The following is an 18,624-nucleotide window of genomic DNA, read 5'->3' on the forward strand; positions in this document are numbered from 1 at the left end:
CTTAATTAACCAGGAAGACTGATGGAACACAAAAAAATTCATCTCATGGCCAAAGCCCTGAGCTTGGCCGCCCTGCTGTCGGTTGTCCTTTCCGGGCACGCAGCGCCGGCACGCGAAGATCTGGTGATCGGGCAGGTGGCACCGCTGACAGGCACCATCGCCGGAACCGGTAACGAATACGTAGCCGGCGGCGCTGCATATTTCGCCTATGTCAACGACAACGGCGGCATTTATGGCCGCAAGATACGCGTCGCACTGAAGGATGACAGCTACAAACCGGACCAGACCCTGGCCCTGACGCGTCAGCTTCTGGCAGAGGAAAAGCCTTTGGCCCTGTTCGGTTTTGTTGGAACCGGCAACGTGCTGGCCCTGAACAAGAACAAGGTGCTTGAGGAAGCGGGCATTGCCCTGCTGGCGCCCTACACGGGTGCTCAGGAGTTGCGCGACCCGGTGAACCCCCTGATTTTCCACATCCGCGCCAGCTACGCCGACGAAACTGCCCGCATGGTGGAACACCTGCACACCATTGGCCTGCGCCGCTTCGCGGTGATGTACCAGGACGACCCCTTCGGCAAAAGCGGCCTGGCCGGGGCGGAAAGCGCGCTGAAAAAACTGGGCATGACAGCCGTGGCCACGGGCAGCTACGACCGCGCCAAGCCTGAGGAAGTCGATGGAGCCGTCTCGGCCATCACCCCGGCCAATCCGGACGCCATCATCATGGTTTCAGTCAACCGTGCCTCCGCCGCTTTCATCAAGAAGATGCGGGCGCAAGGCAGCAAGGCTCGCCTGTTCAGTATCTCGGTGGTGAATTTCAAGGAACTGCTGAAAAATGCCGGTGAGGACAACGCCCGCGGCATCGGCATTTCCCAGGTCATGCCCTACCCTTATTCCACCCTGGCGCCGGTGGCCCGCGAGTTCCAGACCCTGATGGCCAAATACCAGCCGGACAAGGTGGTTTCTTATGCCAGCATGGAGTCCTTCATTGCAGCCAAGATTCTTGTTGAAGCCATGCGCCGCAGCGGCGCCGATCCAACGCGCCAGAAAATCATCACCCAGCTGGAGAAGATGAACAGCTACGACGCAGGAGGTTTCAAGGTAAGCTTTTCGCCGGAGAACCGTGTCGGCTCGAAGTTTGTTGAAGTGACCGTGATCGGCCGCGACGGCAGGTTGCTCAAGTAGCGCGGCGCACTTCGAGTATTTCGTACTCCATCGCTTCTTCGTAGGTCTTGGCGTCACTGAGCGCCAGGTGCAGCAATATCCTGGGCGCATGGGCCTTGATAACCCTGTGCATCAACACGCCGACGACGACCATCGGCAGGCCCACCCAGAGGTAGCCATACATGGAAAGCACCACACCGATGCCCAGGAGGGGCAAGGAAATGCCGACCACAAAGAGCCGGTGCTTGACGTATTTTTGTGCACGCTCCGGATTCACGATCACGCGGAACCGGCCGTGCGGCAGGCCGGTGCGGAATTCCTGGTGCGGAACATAAATCGCTGACGGGCCTTCAGCGTTTTCAGTGCCTTCACTTTTTCCGGTCTCGATTCCGGTTTCGGAATTTGTCTCTGTCATTTTTTTCCCGTCAGTTTGAATTCATCAAAATGCCGCAGGCGGCCCGGCAACTACACCACCGTCAGCTTGGCCACGCTCAGGGCCAGCCACTTCACGCCGTGCCGCGTGAAGTTGATCTGTGCCCGCGCATCGTCGCCGCTGCCCTCCAGCATCAGCACTTTTCCTTCGCCGAACTTGGCATGGAACACTTCCATGCCGCTTTTGAGCCCATGCGAAGGCGCATTCTTCTGAGGCGGCACCGGCGGGTTGGCAAAACGCTCCGCACCGCCAGTTTTTGAAGAGAAAACGCCGCTGGCCCAATCTCCACGGGCGCCACCAGCTCCTGAATTGCTAGCGCCAGACCATCCGCCGGAACCCATGCCCGATGCGAAACCGGGGTTCTTCGGCGTGATCCACTTGAGCGCGGCTTCGGGCAACTCGTCAAAAAACCGGCTCTTGAGGTTGTAGCGCGTCTGGCCATGCAGCATGCGGGTTTGCGAGTGGCTGAGGTAGAGGCGCTTGCGCGCGCGCGTGATCGCGACATACATCAGGCGGCGTTCTTCCTCCAGACCGTCACGGTCGCTCATCGAGTTCTCGTGCGGAAAGATGCCGTCTTCCAGGCCGGTGATGAAGACGCAGTCAAACTCCAGCCCTTTGGACGAATGAACAGTCATGAGCTGCACCGCATCCTGTCCGGCCTGGGCCTGGTTGTCGCCCGACTCCAGCGCGGCGTGCGTGAGGAATGCCGCCAGCGGCGACAACGTCTCGCCGGTTTCAATGTCGGGCGCCAGCGCCTCAGGCAAGGGCTCGTTCACCAGCGGCGCAGACGCATCCAGCCCCTGACTGGCTGGGGACTGGGTGAGCCGCGCGCCCAGCTCGTCGACCGGCAGCGCCACCGCATCGCGGCCAAAGCCTTCCTGACTGACGAAAGATTCGGCAGCGTTGACCAGTTCGGCCAGATTCTCCAGCCGGTCCTGGCCTTCTTTTTCGGTTTTGTAGTGTTCTTCCAGCCCGCTGTGCTGCAGCACCAGTTCAATGATCTCCCGCAGCGTCAGCCCCGTGGTCTGCTCGCTCAGCACCTGGATCTTGGCGGCAAAGGCGCCGAGGTTCGCGCCCGCCTTGCCCGCCACGGCACTCACGCCGTCGTACAGCGAACAGCCGGCCGCGCGCGAAATATCCTGCAGTTGCTCAATGCTGCGCGCGCCAATCCCGCGCGGCGGAAAATTGACGACACGCATGAAGCTGGTGTCGTCGTGCGGGTTCTCAAGCAGGCGCAGGTAGGCCAGTGCATGCTTGATTTCAGCGCGCTCGAAAAAGCGCAGGCCGCCATAGACGCGGTAAGGCACCCCGGCATTGAAAAGCGCGGTTTCCATCACCCGGCTTTGCGCATTGCTGCGGTAAAGCAGCGCGATCTCTTTGCGCTCGGTGCCGTCACGCACCAGTTGCTTCACTTCATCCACAAACCACTGGGCCTCGGCAAAATCGCTGGTGGATTCATACACACGCACCGGTTCGCCCGGCCCCGCTTCGGTGCGCAGGTTCTTGCCCAGACGTTTGCTGTTGTGGCTGATCAGTTCGTTGGCTGAATCAAGAATGTTGCCGAAGCTGCGGTAGTTGCGCTCCAGCTTGATCTGGTGCTTGACCTCGAACTCGCGCACAAAGTCGGCCATGTTGCCCACACGCGCGCCGCGGAAGGCGTAAATACTCTGGTCGTCGTCGCCCACGGCCACCACCGAACCGCCTGGCATGGCGTCCACGCCCTGGGCCGCATCGGACCCTTGCCCGGCCAGCATCTTGATCCAGGCGTACTGCAGTTTGTTGGTGTCCTGGAACTCGTCGATCAGAATGTGGCGAAAACGCCGCTGATAGTGCTCACGCACGGGCACGTTGTCACGCAGCAGTTCGTAGCTGCGCAGCATGAGCTCGCCGAAATCCACCACGCCTTCGCGCTGGCACTGCTCTTCATACAGGGCATAAATTTCGACCTTCTTGCGGCCTTCTTCGTCGCGCACCTGCACGTCTTTGGCGCGCAGGCCGTCTTCCTTGTTGCCGGCAATAAACCACATCAGCTGCTTGGGCGGAAAACGTTCGTCGTCAACGTTGTGCTGCTTGCACAGTCGCTTGATGGCCGAGAGCTGGTCCTGCGTATCGAGAATCTGGAAACTCTGCGGCAAGTTGGCCAGCTTGTAGTGCGCGCGCAGAAAGCGGTTGCACAAACCGTGGAAGGTGCCTATCCACATGCCGCGTACGTTCACCGGCAGCATGGCCGACAGGCGCGCCATCATTTCCTTGGCGGCTTTATTGGTGAAAGTGACAGCCAGAATGCCGCCGGGCGACACCTGGCTGGTTTGCAGCAGCCAGGCGATGCGTGTCGTCAGCACCCGGGTCTTGCCGGACCCGGCGCCGGCCAGGATCAGCGCATGCGTATTGGGCAGCGTGACCGCTGCGAGTTGCTCCGGATTGAGGTTTTGCAAGAGGGGGGAGCTGGGGACTTCTGGGAACATCCCCCATTGTAGAAAGATCAACGGCACCAGCACGGTGCCGGGATACTCCCCGTACGCCGGAGGCAGATTTCTCTTCACCAGCCGGAGCCGTGGCCTGCAAGGCCTCGGGGCTACACGCAGTGAGCGACCGGGGGGGCTCTAGCTCGCGTCCGTCTTCAGGATAGTCTCACCCTTGAGCGCTCCCACGTCGCGGATGGCCATGCGGTGGCGCTTCCAGCCGTCCCAGGTACGGCGGAAGTTCGCCAGCGAAATACCGTAATAGATCGCCTTGAACATGCGCAGCCGGCCCCAGAAAGGCGTCTTGCCGAAAATGTCGCCCGCCAGCAGCGACAGCAGGGCTTCCTTGACGCGCAGCGGATTGGCCGGGTGCATGAACATGTGCCGGATGGTCGGGTTGGTCACACGGTAGATGAACCACGAGTATTCCCTGGGCCCCTTGCGCATCATGGCTTCGAAGTTTTTGCGCACGGCGGGCAGGTCGGCCGGCTGGTCAAGCGCAGTGGCCACCAGCTCGGCGCCGTCAAAAGCGCTGTGCATCGCAAGGTAAACACCTGACGAGAACATCGGGTCGATGAAGGTGAATGCATCGCCCAGCATCAGGTAGCGGTCGCCGGTGGCGTGGGTGCTGCTGTACGAAAAATTACCGGTGGCATGCACCGCGTCATCAACCAGTGTGGCGTTGGCAAGGCGCCGTTTCAGCTCCGGTGCCAGGGCGATGGTGTCCATGAAGAACTCGCGCAGCGGCTTTTCGCGCGACTTCAGGTAATACGGCCAGCACACCGCGCCGACGCTGGTCGTGCCGTCGGCCAGCGGAATGAACCAGAACCAGCCGTGGGGGAACCAGCAGATGCTGATGTTGCCTTCGCGCTTGCCCTGCAGCCGCTCGACATTCGTGAAATGGCCGAACAGCGCCGTGCTGTTGTGTTCCTTGCTCTTGGCTTTGGAGCGCAGCTTGTTCGCCAGCAATGTGTCGCGTCCGGAGGCATCCACCACAAAGCGGGCCCGCCAGCTGCGCTTGGCGCCGCCCTCCAGCTCCGCCTGCACGGTGGCGCCTTCCGCGTCAAACACCACATCGCGCACGGTGCAGCCCTCGAGCGTTTTTGCCCCACGCGTCGCCGCGTTGCGAAACAGCAGTTCGTCCAGTTCAGAGCGCCGCACCTGCCAGGCCGAAGGCATCGATTTGTCCCAGGCGTCGGCGAATTCGATGTAGCTGCAGTGCGCGTGTTCGGGTGAAACAAACTCAATGCCCCATTTGGGCATGCCGATGCGGTCAACCTGGTCGCGCACCCCCAGGCGCTCGAAAAGCTCCACATTGGCCGGCAGCAGCGATTCACCAATGTGGAACCGCGGGTGGTGCGCTTTTTCGAGCAGTACCACGTCGCGCCCCTGGGCGGCCAGCAAGGCCGCAATGGTGGAGCCGGCCGGACCGCCGCCCACAATCAGTACGTCACAGGTGGAGGTAGGTGTAGAAGCAGAAGCGGGGATTTCGTTCATGGCAGGCTTGGCTATGGGTTCGCGCAACGGTATGTCAGGCACGCCGCTGCAATTGTGAAAGACTGCGCGCAGGGTAACACCGCTCGCGCCGCACGTTCAACTTTGCCTATTTTGAAATTGTATGGTTCAGTTTCTTCCGTCACCCAACGGTATACGCCGGACTGCGACCCGGAAACCGTAAATCCCCGCCCGGTTGCAGCTTCTGCGAACATAGCCGTATTTGGGGTTTTCATGACTACAGGTTTGGGCCCATCAGGGCCTGCTTGGCTGGCCGCCAGCCTTTTGGCGGTGGGTCTCGGGTTTGCCGGCATGGCGCGTGCGCAGTCATCCTGCTCCAGCGACGGCCAGGGCCGGCCGGTGATGCTGCTTGAGCGTTTTATCAATGCCAACTGCGACACCTGCTGGGCCGACCCGGCCACTCCGAAGGCCGCGGCCGGCCAGGTTGCGCTGGACTGGGTGGTTCCTGGCGACAAGGGCAGCGACGCCCCGCTGTCCGCCGTCGCCGCAAGCGAAGGATTGCAACGGCTGGAGGCGATGCGCCAGGCCGTCCCCGCACAGAGCCTGGCCAACACCTCGCCCGTCAAAACCCTCAGGGGCGCCACCCTGCGTGTCGCGCATGGCCTGCCGCTGAGCGGTTATCTTGGCGCCTCCATCGAGCTCAAGCCCGTCCCGGCAGCCGCAAAGGGCCGCCAATGGACAGCCTGGCTTGCCCTGGTCGAAACCTTGCCGGCCGGCACCGAGGGTTCCCCGGTCGAGCGGAATTTGATTCGAAATGTGCTGCAGACCAATTGGGACGGGCGCAAGCAGCTATCAAAAACAGAGCAAAACCGGTTCTTTGACGCGCGCTCCATGAGCATTGCGGAGGGCGCCAACCCGGACCGGATGCACGTGGTGGGCTGGGTGGAAAACGAAAAAGGCCTGGTGGTGGCCGCGGCGCAGTCGCACTGCGTGCCTTGAAAATATTTCGCGCCATTTAACCCCTTTGTGTTGCGTGCGCCGTTTCACGGTGCATCGCCAACAACAAAAGGGGTTTTCATGCCAAACGGCTTTCACGTCTTTCGCGGGTTCACCCGGCTGACTGCCGCCCGCCTCCTTCAGGCCACCGCCGCAGCCTGCTTCAGCCTGCAAGCACTGGCACTCAGCCCGATGCCGCAGCCTTTCCCCAACGGAAAATTCGCGCCGCCGCCCGACTGGCGGCCGCCGGTCATCGCCGTAAACCATGCGGGCCAGCCCATCCAGCTGCGGGCCGTTTCCATCGAAGTCGACCTCTTCGGCGACCAGGCCCGTACCAGCGTTGAGCTGCGCCTTTTCAACCCCAACCCCCGCGTGCTGGAAGGCGAGCTGCAGTTCCCGCTGCAGGAGGGCCAGGTGGTGACCGGCTTCGCGCTGGATATCAACGGCCAATTGCGCGACGCAGTGCCTGTACCCAAGGCCAAAGGGCAGGAGATCTTTGAAGACATACGCCGCCGGCGCGTAGACCCGGGCCTGCTGGAAGCCGCCGCCGGCAACCAGTACAAGCTGCGCGTTTATCCCATCCCGGCCCAGGGGGAGCGCCGCGTGCTCATCACATTCAACGAGACCCTGCCGCGCCAGCGTGATGCGGGTGTACTGAGGGTACCGCTGGTGTTCGCGTCAAGCGTGGGCCAATTGCAGGTGAAAGTGCGCGCCCACGGCGCCGCTCAACAAGACGTGGAACTGCTGCAGGCACCCGCCGGCACCGCGCTGAACGCCGGCGCCACCGGCACGGAACTGGCGCTGCAAAAAACGCACTGGCAGGCGCCCCAGGGCCCCGCGGGCTGGCTTCAGGTGGCGCTGCGCCGCACCGGCAAGCCGCAGGTCATGGTCGGTGAATCTGCCGGCAAGCCGTTCTTTGCCGGGCAACTCGATGTGCGCGACGAGCTGGTGAAGCGGCCCGCCCCTGCCCACATCGCACTGGTGTGGGACGCATCGGCTTCGGCCGCTGCGCAGGCCCGGGTGCTGCCGGTGCTGGAGGCCTACTTCCGCAAGCTGGGCAAGCCCGTCAAGCTCAGCCTGCTCGTGGTTCGCAACAAGGTCGAGGCTGTGCGCAGCTTTACCGTCATGCCAGGCCGCTTTGGTGAACTGGCCGACGCATTGCGCGCAGAGCCCTTCGACGGTTCCAGCAATTTTGACGACCTGCCCATTCCCGCCGACGTGGACACCACCCTGATGGTGACCGACGGCCTGATGACGGACGGTAAAAAACTCATTCGCTACACCCACACCGCACCGGTGATGGTGATCAACGGCGCAGCCTCCGCCGACATGGCGCGGCTGGCCAGGCTGGCCGACCGCACGGGCGGTGCGCTGGTCGATGCCGCGCTGCAATCGCCCGACGAGGGCGCGCAGGCCATGCTGATGCACGGCTGGCGCATCGAGAAGCTGGACAGCCTGTCCGCGCGGCAACTCGTGACGCCGACAACGCGCATCAACCAGGGCCGCGTCTCGGTGGCAGGCGAGTTGCTGGACAGCACCGCCCGTATCGACATCACATTGGCGCACCCAGACGGCCGCAAGCGCACACTGGCATTGCAAGTCAACGCCAAACCGGTCAGCGGCCATTGGCCTGGCCAGCAGTGGGCCCAATGGCGTAGCGCAGAGCTGGCCGAAAATGCCGGCCTGCACAGCGCGGAACTTCAGCGCATCGCCGCGGCGCACGGTGTCGTGGGGCCCAACAGCTCGCTGATCGTGCTGGAGCTGGCCACCGACTATGCACGCTACAACCTCCCTGCCCCGCCCGAGCTGGCAGATGAAGTGGCGCGGCTGGGCCAGCAGCAACTCGCACAGGCCGCGCAGACGCGGCAGGCGCACATTGAGGCCATGGTGGGGCAGTTTGACGAGAAGCAGCGCTGGTGGGGCAGGGACTTTCCCAAGGAAGCGCCCAAACGTGCGGAGCCCAAGGCAGAAAAGCACATCAGCCAGGGCGGCCTGGGCAGTCTGGCCGGCGCAGCGCGCTCACGCGAGCAAGCCCAGGGCGCACCCGTAGCGGCTCCTTCCTTCGCCCCCGCTGCCCCTGCCGCTGCAGCCCCCGCAGCCGCACCCGCCGTGATGGCCGAAGCACGCTCCGACACCATGGACAAACGCAGTGCCAAGGCGGTTGCGGCAGCGCCCGTCTCCACCATCGCGCTGCAGGCCTGGGTGCCCGACGCGCCTTACATGAAGCGCCTGCAAAATGCCGGCAAGGACGAGCTCTACCGCGTCTACCTGGACGAGCGCGCCGCCTACCTCAGCAGCAGCTCTTTTTACATGGATGCGGCCGGCGTGTTCTTTGACCGCGGCCTGCCCGAGCTGGGGCTGCGCGTGCTCTCCAACCTGGCAGAAATGAACCTGGAGAACCGCCAGTTGCTGCGCCTTTATGCCTACCGCCTGGTGCAGGCGCGCCGCAACGACCTGGCCGTGCCGGTGTTTGAACGCATCAGCGAATTGGCGCCCAACGAGCCGCAATCCTGGCGCGACCTGGGCCTGGCGCTGGCCGAGAGCGGCCAGCCGCAGCGCGCCGTCAACGCCTTGTGGGAAGTCGTGTCGCAGCCCTGGAACGGCCGCTTCGCCGGCATCAACATGATCGCGCTGGCCGAACTCAACGCGATTGCTACCCAGCCCGTCGCCAGTGGCCAGCCGGCGCTGGACATGAGCCGTGTGGACACGCGCCTGCGCCGCAACCTGCCGCTGGCCTTGCGAGTGGTCATGGCCTGGGACAGTGACGACACCGACATCGACATGTGGGTGAGCGACCCGAACGGCGAAAGGGCCAGCTATGCCAACCGTCTGACCCATCAGGGCGGCGCCATGAGCCCCGATGCCAGGGGCGGCTACGGGCCGGAGGAGTTTTCGCTAAAGACCGCCAAAGCCGGCAAGTACAGCGTGGAGGCGCAGTTCTACGGTCACCGCCAGCAGGTGCTGTCGGCCGGCACCACGGTGATGGTGCGCGTTACCACCGGGTTCGGCACTCCCCAGGCACGCGATGAATGGACGACCTTGCGGCTGGCGCGCGGCCAGGAAACCGTGCGCGTCGCCGAGATCGAAGTGCGCTAAGGCCTGGCGCCTCAAGCCCGGGTTATCAAGATGCCACTATGCATATAAAGGCTATACCGTTTTGCGGGGTAGCGCCCGCTTGAGAGGCGCATAGAATCAATCACCGGGCCCAAGCAATTGCGCCCGGTTTTTTGTTTCTGCCTTGCTTTGTTGCAAGCGCCCGCAAACAAAGCCGGTCCAGTCCAAGCGCCTTCTGTTCTTCAACAGTTTTTTCAAAGGCTTGGGAATCATGGAAATCTTCGACTACGACAACATCCTGCTGCTGCCGCGCAAATGCCGCGTGGAAAGCCGTTCGGAATGCGACGCCAGCGCCACGCTGGGCGGCCGCAGCTTTCGCATTCCGGTGGTGCCGGCCAACATGAAGACGGTCATCAATGAGGAGATCTGCGCCTGGATGGCGAAGAATGGGTACTTCTACGTGATGCACCGCTTCGACCTGGACAACGTGCAGTTCGTCAAGGACATGAAGGCCCGCGGCGCCTACGCCTCGATATCCCTGGGCGTGAAGAAGCCCGACTACGACACGGTGGACCGCCTTGCCGCCGAGGGCCTGGTGCCCGACTACATCACTATCGACATCGCGCACGGCCATGCCGACACGGTGCAGAAGATGATCGCCTACCTGAAGCAGAAGCTGCCGGCATCCTTCGTGATCGCCGGCAACGTGGGCACGCCTGAAGCCGTGATCGATCTGGAGAACTGGGGCGCCGACGCGACCAAGGTCGGCATCGGCCCCGGCAAGGTCTGCATCACCAAAATGAAAACCGGTTTCGGCACCGGCGGCTGGCAGCTGTCGGCGCTCAAGTGGTGCGCGCGCGTGGCCACCAAGCCCATCATTGCCGACGGCGGCATTCGCGAACACGGCGACATCGCCAAGTCGGTGCGCTTTGGCGCGACCATGGTGATGATCGGCTCCATGCTCGCAGGCCTGGAAGAAAGCCCGGGCAAGACCGTCGAGGTGGACGGCAAGCTCTTCAAGGAATACTACGGCAGCGCTTCAGACTTCAACAAGGGCGAGTACAAGCACGTCGAAGGCAAGCGCATCCTGGAGCCGGTCAAGGGCACGCTGGCCGACACCTTGCGCGAGATGGAAGAAGACATCCAGAGCTCCATCAGTTACGCCGGTGGCACGAAGCTGCTGGACATCCGCAAGGTCAACTATGTGACATTGGGCGGCGACAACGCGGGTGAACACCTGCTGATGTAGGCCGCTGGTAACAAATAGTAGCAAGGCCGGCTCCGGCGACAATAGGCCTTGTTCCTGAAGAGACCCACTCCCCTTGCCCACCGCAGCCATTGAAGTACGCCGGCCCTATTCCGGCGAAGAAGAATCCGCCCTCATGGACGCCGTCCAGGAGGCGTTGACCTCTGCGCTGAAGGTGCCGCTCTGGACAACCTCCATCCGGCTGGTTGTCCATGAGCCGCAGCGCTTTCGCGCGCCGCCCGACAAAGGCGACCGCTACACGCTGGTGACGATCGACTGTTTCGTCGGGCGATCCCTGGAAACAAAACGCGCCCTGTACCAGGCCATCGTGCAAAAGCTCGGGCTGTGCGGCATTCCCGCAGACCACGTGAAAGTGCTGCTGCGTGAGGCGTCACGCGAAAACTGGGCGATACGGGGCGGCCTGCCGGCGTCCGACGTGGTGCTGGAGTACGACGTCGATATCTAGGCTGGTTAGCTAGCGCCTGCTGCCCGCCAGCAATTGCAATGCAAGCTGGTGCAGGCGGTGAGACGGCTCCGTCAGCGCCTCCAGGATGCTGAAATGGTTACGCCCCAGATGGGACTCGCAGACCGCCACCACCCCGGCGCCCCAAGCTTGCTGGATCAACACGTTCTGGCGCAGGAACTCCGCGCTTTCGTCGGCACCTGCCACGCTGTACAAAGTACCGCGGCCCGGCGCCGGCAGCAGGGCCGGGCTGGCCTTGAGCACCTGTTCAGGCGTGAGTTTCAGCGAATCCTTCAAAAAAGGCGTGTGGCGCATGGGTTCAAGGTCATACAGGCCTGAAATCGACAGGGCATTCTTCAAAAGGTCTGCCGACAGGTCGCGGGCATAGGCCTTCCAGTCACACGCCATCAGCATGGCGGCCAGGTGCCCACCGGCGGAATGGCCCACCACCGTGATGCGGGACGGGTCCCCACCGTAGCGGGCAATGTGGCGCCAGGTCCAGGCCAGCGCCGCCACCATCTGCATCGTGATCTGGGGAATGGTCACCGCGGGGCACAGCGCATAGTTCGGCACCACGACACAGGCGCCCGTCTGGGTAAAAGCCGGCGCCACAAAGGAATGGTCGGCCTTGTCGAGAGACCGCCAGTACCCGCCGTGAATGAACACCAGCACCGGCGCACCGGCCTGGCCGTGGGTGCCGCCATGGGTGGCGAAATCACCCGCCGGAAACACGTCGAGCATTTCACCCGCATGGTTGCCATAAGGAATATCGATCTGGCAGGGCACGCGCTTGCGAATGGCCTGCGAGCTCTCAGCCCAGCGAGCGAAGTACAGCCCATGGTCTGGTACCAAAGCCCGGTTGTTGTACATGCGGTCAAGCCAGGCGGGATCGGGCTGGGTCATTGTTCTTCTCCTGAAAGTGTCAAAGCGGCTTCAATGGGTGCCATCTTGGCACAGCCCGGCCACCCGCAGCCCTTTACGGGTAAACCCGAAATTTCACGCCTTTGATAGCGGTGTATTCTGTATACAGAGTACGAATATGCCGCAACAACTGATCAAAATCGAATCCACTCCCGACCTGGTTGACCAGGTCTACCGCAGCCTGCTGGACGCCATCAGTGAAGGCTCGCTGGCACCGGGTGCGCGCATCATGCAGGAAGACATTGCCGAGCAACTCGCGGTGTCGCGCCAGCCGGTGCTGCAGGCTTTGCGCCTTCTGAAGAAAGACGGCTTTGTGCTGGACGCCCCGGGCCGCGGCGTGCTGGTGGCGCCACTGGACGTAGCCTGGCTCGTGCAGATTTACCAGGTACGCAGCGCACTCGATGCGCTGGCCGCCCGGCTGGCCGCGCAAGGCCGCTGCAGGCTCGACCCGCAACTGATCAGCCAGGGCCGCAAGGCCGCGCGGGGCGGCGACGTCAAGGCCATGATGGCGGCCGACGCGCAATTCCACGCAGCGATTTACGCCGCATCGGGCAACCCGCTGATCGCCCAGAGCGCGCAGCTGCACTGGCACCACATCCGCCGCGCCATGGGTGCTGTGCTGCAGGTATCGACCATGCGCGAATCGATCTGGGATGAGCACGAAGCCATTGCCGAGGCCATCGCGGCCGGCGATGAAACCCGGGCCGAAACACTGATCCGCGAGCATGGCGAGGAGGCGGGCCACAACCTCGCCAACCTGCTGTCCAGCGCACTCGGCCAAACCGGCGCTCGCGCGGCGCCCTGAACACCCGACAACACACACCAGGAGACATGCGATGAAACTGACCCCGGAGCAACTTGCGCAATTCGACCGCGACGGCTACCTGTTTTTTCCCGGCCTCTTCACGCCCGAAGAAACCCGGGTACTCAACGACGCCGTGCCCGAGCTTTACAGCCGGCGCGAAGACTACAACGTGCGTGAAAAAGGCAAGGACGCCGTGCGCACCAACTTCGCCGCCCACATGTACAGCGAGCCCTTTGCGCGGCTGGCGCGGCACCCGCGCATGATCGAGCCGGTGCAAGACCTGCTGGGCGAAAAACTCTACATGCACCAGTTCAAGATCAACGGCAAGATGGCTTTTGAAGGCGACGTGTGGCAGTGGCACCAGGACTACGGCACCTGGCTGAACGACGACATGATGCCCACCGAGCGCGCGATGAACGTGGCCATCTTCATGGACGACGTGACCGAGCACAACGGCCCGCTGATGTTCATCCCCGGCAGCCACAAGAAGGGCGTGGTCGATGCCAAACACGATCTCACCACCACCAGCTATCCGCTCTGGACGGTGGACAACGACCTGATCCGCCAACTGGTGCAGCGCGCCGGCGGCAAGCAGGGCGGCATCGTCAGCCCCAAGGGCCCGGCAGGCTCGATGATCCTGTTCCATTCCTGCCTGGTGCATGCCTCGGGCAGCAACCTCTCGCCCTTCAACCGGGTCAGCGTCTACCTGAGCCTCTGTGCGGTGAGCAACCACATCCGTCGCCACAAACGCCCCGAATACATCGCCCACCGCGACTTCACGCCGATCGAATGCCTGCCCGACGACTGCCTGCTCAAAGACTACCCGGTGGATTTGCCGTGGAAAGACGGTGTGCCGGCCACGGCGTTGCAGACGTCGATGGAAGAGATTGCGCCTGAGCGCAAGGCGGCCTGAACATATATCGCTCCCCCCGTTGCTCGCTCACTTCGTGTAGCAGCCTCCCCCTCAAGGGGCATCACCAGTGGCCTGGCAAAGCCAGTTCCACGGTGATCCCACGAAAAGATGCACGCTTCATCCCAACTATCCCCGGTTTTTCAGAGCCAATAGAGAAAGTGATATGAACCTTTACACCAAACTCCAGCAGCGTGCAGCCGAAGGAAAACCGGTGCGCATCGGCCTCATAGGCGCCGGCAAATTCGGCTCCATGTACCTGGCGCAAGTTCCACGGACACCGGGCGTGCACCTGGTGGCGATTGCCGACCTGTCGCCCGACGCGGCGCGCGCCAACCTTGCCCGTGTAGGGTGGAATCCGGCTGCAGCCCAATCTGAATCAGCGCAAGCAGCTATTAAAACAGGAGCAACCTGGGTCACCGACGACTGGCAGGCGGTGGTCACGCATCCGCAGATCGACATCATTGTGGAATGCACCGGCAACCCGATCGCGGCGGTAGAGCATTGCCTGAAAGCCTTTGAACACGGCAAGCATGTGGTCAACGTGACGGTGGAAGCCGACGCTTTCTGCGGCCCGCTGCTGGCGCGCAAGGCAGCTGATGCGGGCGTAGTGTATTCGCTGGCCTTTGGCGACCAGCCGGCACTGATCTGCGACCTGGTGGACTGGGCGCGCACCTGCGGCTTCCCGGTGGTGGCGGCGGGGCGCGGCCACAAATGGTTGCCGCATTTTTGCGAATCAACACCCGAGACGGTGTGGGGCAACTACGGCCTCACGCCCGAGCAGGCCGCGCGCGGCGGGCTCAACCCGAAGATGTTCAACAGCTTTCTCGACGGCTCCAAGCCTTCCATCGAATCCACCGCCGTGGCCAACGCCACCGGCCTCACGGTGCCGAGCAACGGCCTGCTCTATCCGCCGGCCAGCGTTGAAGACATTCCCTACGTGACACGCCCCACCAGCGAAGGCGGCGTGCTCGAGCGCAAGGGCATGGTCGAAGTGATCTCGTCATTGGAAGCCAACGGCCGCAAGATTCCCTACGACATCCGCATGGGCGTCTGGGTCACCGTGGAGGCGGAGACCGACTACATCAAGAACTGCTTTGAGGAATACAACGCCCACACCGACCCGAGCGGGCGTTACTTCACCTTGTACAAACGCTGGCACCTGATCGGGCTGGAAGTCGGCGTGTCGGTGGCCAGCGTGGCGCTGCGAGGTGAGCCCACCGGTGTGGCGACCTGCTGGAACGCCGACGTGGTGGCCACCGCCAAACGCGACCTGAAACCCGGCGACATGCTGGACGGCGAAGGCGGCTACACCGTGTGGGGCAAGCTGCTGCCAGCCGATACTTCCATGAAGATGGGCGGGCTGCCCCTGGGCCTGGCGCATAACGTGAAGGTCGTGCGCGCGGTCAAAAAGGGGCAGAGCCTGAGCTGGGCCGATGTGGCGATGGACACATCGACCCACGCGTGGAAAGTGCGCCAGGAGATGGAAAGCATGTTTGCGCCGGCGATGAAAAAAGCCGCCTAGAAAGCTGCCTGACAGCCTTCTCCCCACCGGTTCCTTCATGATGGTTCAACGCCATTCCGAGGACACGAATTGACCATCACAAGCGACACACCCCTGCCCCGCATCGCGTTTTTGGGTACGGGCATCATGGGCCTGCCCATGGCCAGGCGCCTGTGTGAAGCGGGCTACACGCTGCAGGCATGGAACCGCACGCCGGGCAAGGCCGAACCGCTGGCGGCGCTAGGCGCCACGCAACATACGCAAGCCAGTGCCGCGGTGGCCGCAGCCGACATCGTCATCAGCATGCTTGAAAGCGGCCCGGTGGTGGAAGACGTGCTGTTCACGCAGGGCGTGGCCGCCGCGATGAAACCGGGTGCGCTCTTTCTGGACATGGCCTCCATCCAGCCGCGCGAAGCGCGCGACCATGCAGCTCGCCTGGGCGCATTGGGCATTGCCCATGTGGATGCGCCGGTCTCAGGCGGCCCGGGCGGCGCGCAAAGCGGCACGCTGGCCATCATGGCCGGCGGCAAGGCGGAAGACTTCGCGCGGGCCCTGCCTGTGCTCAAGCACTTTGGCCACGCCGTTCACGTGGGCCCGCACGGCAGCGGCCAACTCACCAAGCTGGCCAACCAGATGATTGTGGGCATCACCATAGGCGCGGTGGCCGAAGCGCTGCTGTTCACCGCGCGCGGCGGGGCCGACATGGCCAAAGTCAAGGAAGCGATTACCGGCGGCTTTGCCGACAGCCGCGTGCTGCAACTGCATGGGCAGCGCATGCTGGAGCGCGATTTCGCGCCGCGCGCCCGCATGGACATCCAGCTCAAGGACATGCGCAATGCGCTGGCCACCGCACAGGAGATCGGCTTTGAAGCGCCCGTGACAGCCCTGTTTGAAAAGCTCTATGCCGAAGGCGTTGAAAACGGCCTCACCGACCTGGACCAGTCGGCGCTGTTTGTCGAGCTGGCCAGCCGCAACGGCATGAGCTGACTTGCGCTGCCCATGCAGGCATAGATAGGTACCTGCAATTTTTCATACAAATGGCCTGAAAGCCAATACTAACGAGCGCAAGCAGCTATTTAATTCATAGCACTCAGGACGCTGTAACCCGGCCATATCCATGAAAAATGCCGCTGCAGATTGCTCCGCAGCGGCATTTTTCTGAGGCGGTCACCAGGGACCGCCCTTTAGCGTTCAGTCACGCGCGGGCTTGGAAAACTTGCCGGACTTCTTGGCCGCATCACGAGGCACAAATACCTTGCCAGCTGGCTTGGCAAAGCCGCCGGGCTTGCGATTGGCAAAGTCAGGGCGCGGTGCAAAACCTTCGTTGCGGGCGCCGAAGTTGCGGTCTTCACGCGGGGCGAAACCGGTGTTGTTGCCGCCACCAAAGCCACGGTCATCCTGGCGGCGCGGGCCGCGGTCATTGAAACCGGAACGGTCGCCATAACCACCTTGTGGTCCGGGCGCACGACCCTGGAAGGGAGCGCGGTCGTCACGGTCGTTGTGGCGGGGAGCGCCGAAGCCGCCACCGCCGCCGAAACCACCGCCAGCACCACCACCAAAGCCACCTGCAGGCTTGCGGCCGGCATAGCCGCCGCGATCACCACCACCGCCGCCGAAGCTGCGGCCACCGCGGTCGCCGCGGTCACCACCGAAGTTGCCGCGTGGGCGGTCGGAGGTCGGGGCAAAGCGCTGCTGTGGCTCCAGGCCGGCGATCACGCTGGGCTTGAGGTTCTGCTGCATGTAGTGTTCGATGTCCTGGATCTTGCGGCGATCGCGGAATTCGGCAATCGTGATGGCCTGGCCTTCGCGCCCGGCACGGCCGGTACGGCCAATGCGGTGCACATAGTCTTCGGCTTTCATCGGCAGGCCGTAGTTGATCACGTGGGTGATCGACGGAACGTCCAGGCCGCGGGCAGCCACGTCGGTCGCGACCAGGATCTGGACGCGGCCATCGCGGAAAGCCATCAGGCGGCGGTTGCGCAGGCCCTGGCCCAGCGCGCCGTGCAGCGCCACAGCGCTGAAACCTTCCTGCACCAGGTCATTGGCCAGGCCGTCGCATTCAACCTGGGTGCAGGCAAACACGATCGACTGGTTCATGGTGGTGTCGCGCAGCGAATGGTCCAGCAGCTTGCGCTTGTGGGTCATGTTGTCGGCCCACAGCAGCGACTGCGTGATCGACGCATGTTTTTCATGCGGCGAGTCGATCTCGACACGCTGCGGCTGGCGCATGACGCGCGTGGCCAGCTGCATGATGCGCGGCGCAAACGTGGCGCTGAACATCATGGTCTGCTTGCGCTCGATCGTGAGCTGGTTGACTTCCGTCAGGTCATCGGCAAAGCCGAGGTCCAGCATGCGGTCGGCTTCGTCGACGACCAGGAACTGCACCTGGTCCAGCTTGATCTGCATGCTGCGCTGCAGGTCGAGCAGGCGGCCGGGGGTGGCCACCACGAGGTCGGCATTTTGCAGCTTGGCAATTTGCAGCTGGTAAGGAATACCGCCCACCACGTTGGCAATGCGCAGGCCGCGGCAATGGCGAACCAGGTCGATGGCGTCGGCGCAAACCTGCTGGGCCAATTCACGCGTCGGGCACAAAATCAGCGCACCGGGCGTGGCGGCCTTGAAGTTGCGTGGGCTGGTCGGGTCTTTGCGCTTGGGCTTTTTCAGCGGTGCTTCGCCGCGGGCGACGGCTTCGGCGCTCAGGCGTTCAAATTCGGAGCGCTCAAAACGCTCGGCTTCTTCCTGCTGTTTCAGCAGGGTGTGCAACACGGGCAGCAGGAAAGCTGCAGTCTTGCCGCTACCAGTCTGGCTGGAAACCAGCAGGTCGGTGAATTTGGCTTTAGGGTCGCTCTTGGCGTCATGGTCCAGGGCCTGCATGGCCTTGGGGATGGTGGCCATCTGCACGGACGTCGGCTGGGTAAAACCCATGTCGGCGACAGCTTGCAGGAGTTCCTTGGCCAGGCCCAGCTTCACGAAACCATTGGGTTCGGCTACTACGGCTTCCAGGGAGGTGGGAGCCATCGAAGGCTCATCCGAGGAAAAATCCGGAATCACGTGGATCACGGCTTCAGCGGCGGTATCAATATTTGTGTCGGGCAAAACGTCGCCACGAGCCTCAAAAGAGTCAGTCATGTTTTTTCTCACTAATCACCTGTCCGCAACGCTTTTGGCGAGGGAACAGGAAACTTCACCCCCGCGATGCGGAGGATTCGTTCATGGT

14 protein-coding genes are annotated in these 18,624 nt (G+C 63.1%); 9 read left to right on the forward strand and 5 right to left on the reverse strand.

Annotation, left to right across the window (positions count from 1 at the left end; translation table 11 throughout):
• Positions 1 to 21 precede the first annotated feature (21 nt).
• Positions 22 to 1,179 carry an ABC transporter substrate-binding protein gene (locus AC1D11_RS10260; RefSeq protein WP_477646352.1) on the forward strand — a complete coding sequence of 386 codons (1,158 nt, stop codon included), beginning with the start codon at positions 22 to 24 and terminating at the stop codon, positions 1,177 to 1,179.
• Here AC1D11_RS10260 and AC1D11_RS10265 read toward each other — a convergent pair.
• From AC1D11_RS10265 to AC1D11_RS10275, 3 genes are all read right to left on the reverse strand, one after another.
• A complete protein-coding gene (locus AC1D11_RS10265) occupies positions 1,172 to 1,573 on the reverse strand; it encodes a hypothetical protein (protein ID WP_477646353.1) in 402 nt (133 codons plus the stop codon). The genes AC1D11_RS10260 and AC1D11_RS10265 overlap by 8 nt on opposite strands.
• A 50-nt stretch (positions 1,574 to 1,623) precedes the next feature.
• The gene (locus AC1D11_RS10270; RefSeq protein ID WP_477646354.1) at positions 1,624 to 4,056 is read right to left on the reverse strand and encodes a UvrD-helicase domain-containing protein; all 2,433 of its coding nucleotides are present in this window, start codon (positions 4,054 to 4,056) and stop codon (positions 1,624 to 1,626) included.
• Between the two features lie 138 nt (positions 4,057 to 4,194).
• Positions 4,195 to 5,550 carry an NAD(P)/FAD-dependent oxidoreductase gene (locus AC1D11_RS10275; RefSeq protein ID WP_477646355.1) on the reverse strand — a complete coding sequence of 452 codons (1,356 nt, stop codon included), beginning with the start codon at positions 5,548 to 5,550 and terminating at the stop codon, positions 4,195 to 4,197.
• Between the two features lie 231 nt (positions 5,551 to 5,781).
• On the opposite strand from AC1D11_RS10275, the gene AC1D11_RS10280 reads away from it, so the two are divergent.
• From AC1D11_RS10280 to AC1D11_RS10295, 4 genes are all read left to right on the forward strand, one after another.
• A complete protein-coding gene (locus AC1D11_RS10280) occupies positions 5,782 to 6,507 on the forward strand; it encodes a hypothetical protein (RefSeq protein WP_477646357.1) in 726 nt (241 codons plus the stop codon).
• Positions 6,508 to 6,585: 78 nt separating this feature from the next.
• Entirely contained in the window at positions 6,586 to 9,600 is a 3,015-nt protein-coding gene (locus AC1D11_RS10285) for a VIT domain-containing protein (protein ID WP_477646358.1), read from the forward strand.
• Between the two features lie 229 nt (positions 9,601 to 9,829).
• Positions 9,830 to 10,807 carry a GMP reductase gene (locus tag AC1D11_RS10290; protein ID WP_477646359.1) on the forward strand — a complete coding sequence of 326 codons (978 nt, stop codon included), beginning with the start codon at positions 9,830 to 9,832 and terminating at the stop codon, positions 10,805 to 10,807.
• Between the two features lie 73 nt (positions 10,808 to 10,880).
• Positions 10,881 to 11,270: a tautomerase family protein gene (locus tag AC1D11_RS10295; protein ID WP_477646360.1), complete on the forward strand. Its 390-nt coding sequence runs from the start codon at positions 10,881 to 10,883 to the stop codon at positions 11,268 to 11,270.
• Between the two features lie 9 nt (positions 11,271 to 11,279).
• Here the strand turns inward: AC1D11_RS10295 and AC1D11_RS10300 are convergent, their stop codons facing one another.
• A complete protein-coding gene (locus AC1D11_RS10300; protein WP_477646361.1) occupies positions 11,280 to 12,170 on the reverse strand; it encodes an alpha/beta hydrolase in 891 nt (296 codons plus the stop codon).
• A gap of 136 nt (positions 12,171 to 12,306) precedes the next feature.
• On the opposite strand from AC1D11_RS10300, the gene AC1D11_RS10305 reads away from it, so the two are divergent.
• The 4 genes from AC1D11_RS10305 (at position 12,307) to AC1D11_RS10320 (ending at position 16,394) form a co-directional block, all read left to right on the forward strand.
• Complete coding sequence (locus tag AC1D11_RS10305; protein WP_477646362.1) at positions 12,307 to 12,993, forward strand: GntR family transcriptional regulator; 687 nt, start codon at positions 12,307 to 12,309, stop codon at positions 12,991 to 12,993.
• A gap of 31 nt (positions 12,994 to 13,024) precedes the next feature.
• Positions 13,025 to 13,906: a phytanoyl-CoA dioxygenase family protein gene (locus AC1D11_RS10310; RefSeq protein WP_477646363.1), complete on the forward strand. Its 882-nt coding sequence runs from the start codon at positions 13,025 to 13,027 to the stop codon at positions 13,904 to 13,906.
• A gap of 163 nt (positions 13,907 to 14,069) precedes the next feature.
• A complete protein-coding gene (locus tag AC1D11_RS10315) occupies positions 14,070 to 15,428 on the forward strand; it encodes an NAD(P)H-dependent oxidoreductase (protein WP_477646364.1) in 1,359 nt (452 codons plus the stop codon).
• A gap of 69 nt (positions 15,429 to 15,497) precedes the next feature.
• Positions 15,498 to 16,394, forward strand: a complete 897-nt coding sequence (locus AC1D11_RS10320; protein WP_477646365.1) for an NAD(P)-dependent oxidoreductase — start codon at positions 15,498 to 15,500, stop codon at positions 16,392 to 16,394.
• Between the two features lie 204 nt (positions 16,395 to 16,598).
• Here the strand turns inward: AC1D11_RS10320 and AC1D11_RS10325 are convergent, their stop codons facing one another.
• Complete coding sequence (locus tag AC1D11_RS10325; protein WP_477646366.1) at positions 16,599 to 18,536, reverse strand: DEAD/DEAH box helicase; 1,938 nt, start codon at positions 18,534 to 18,536, stop codon at positions 16,599 to 16,601.
• Positions 18,537 to 18,624 lie beyond the last annotated feature (88 nt).

The organism is Polaromonas sp. P1_E11 (assembly GCF_056405995.1).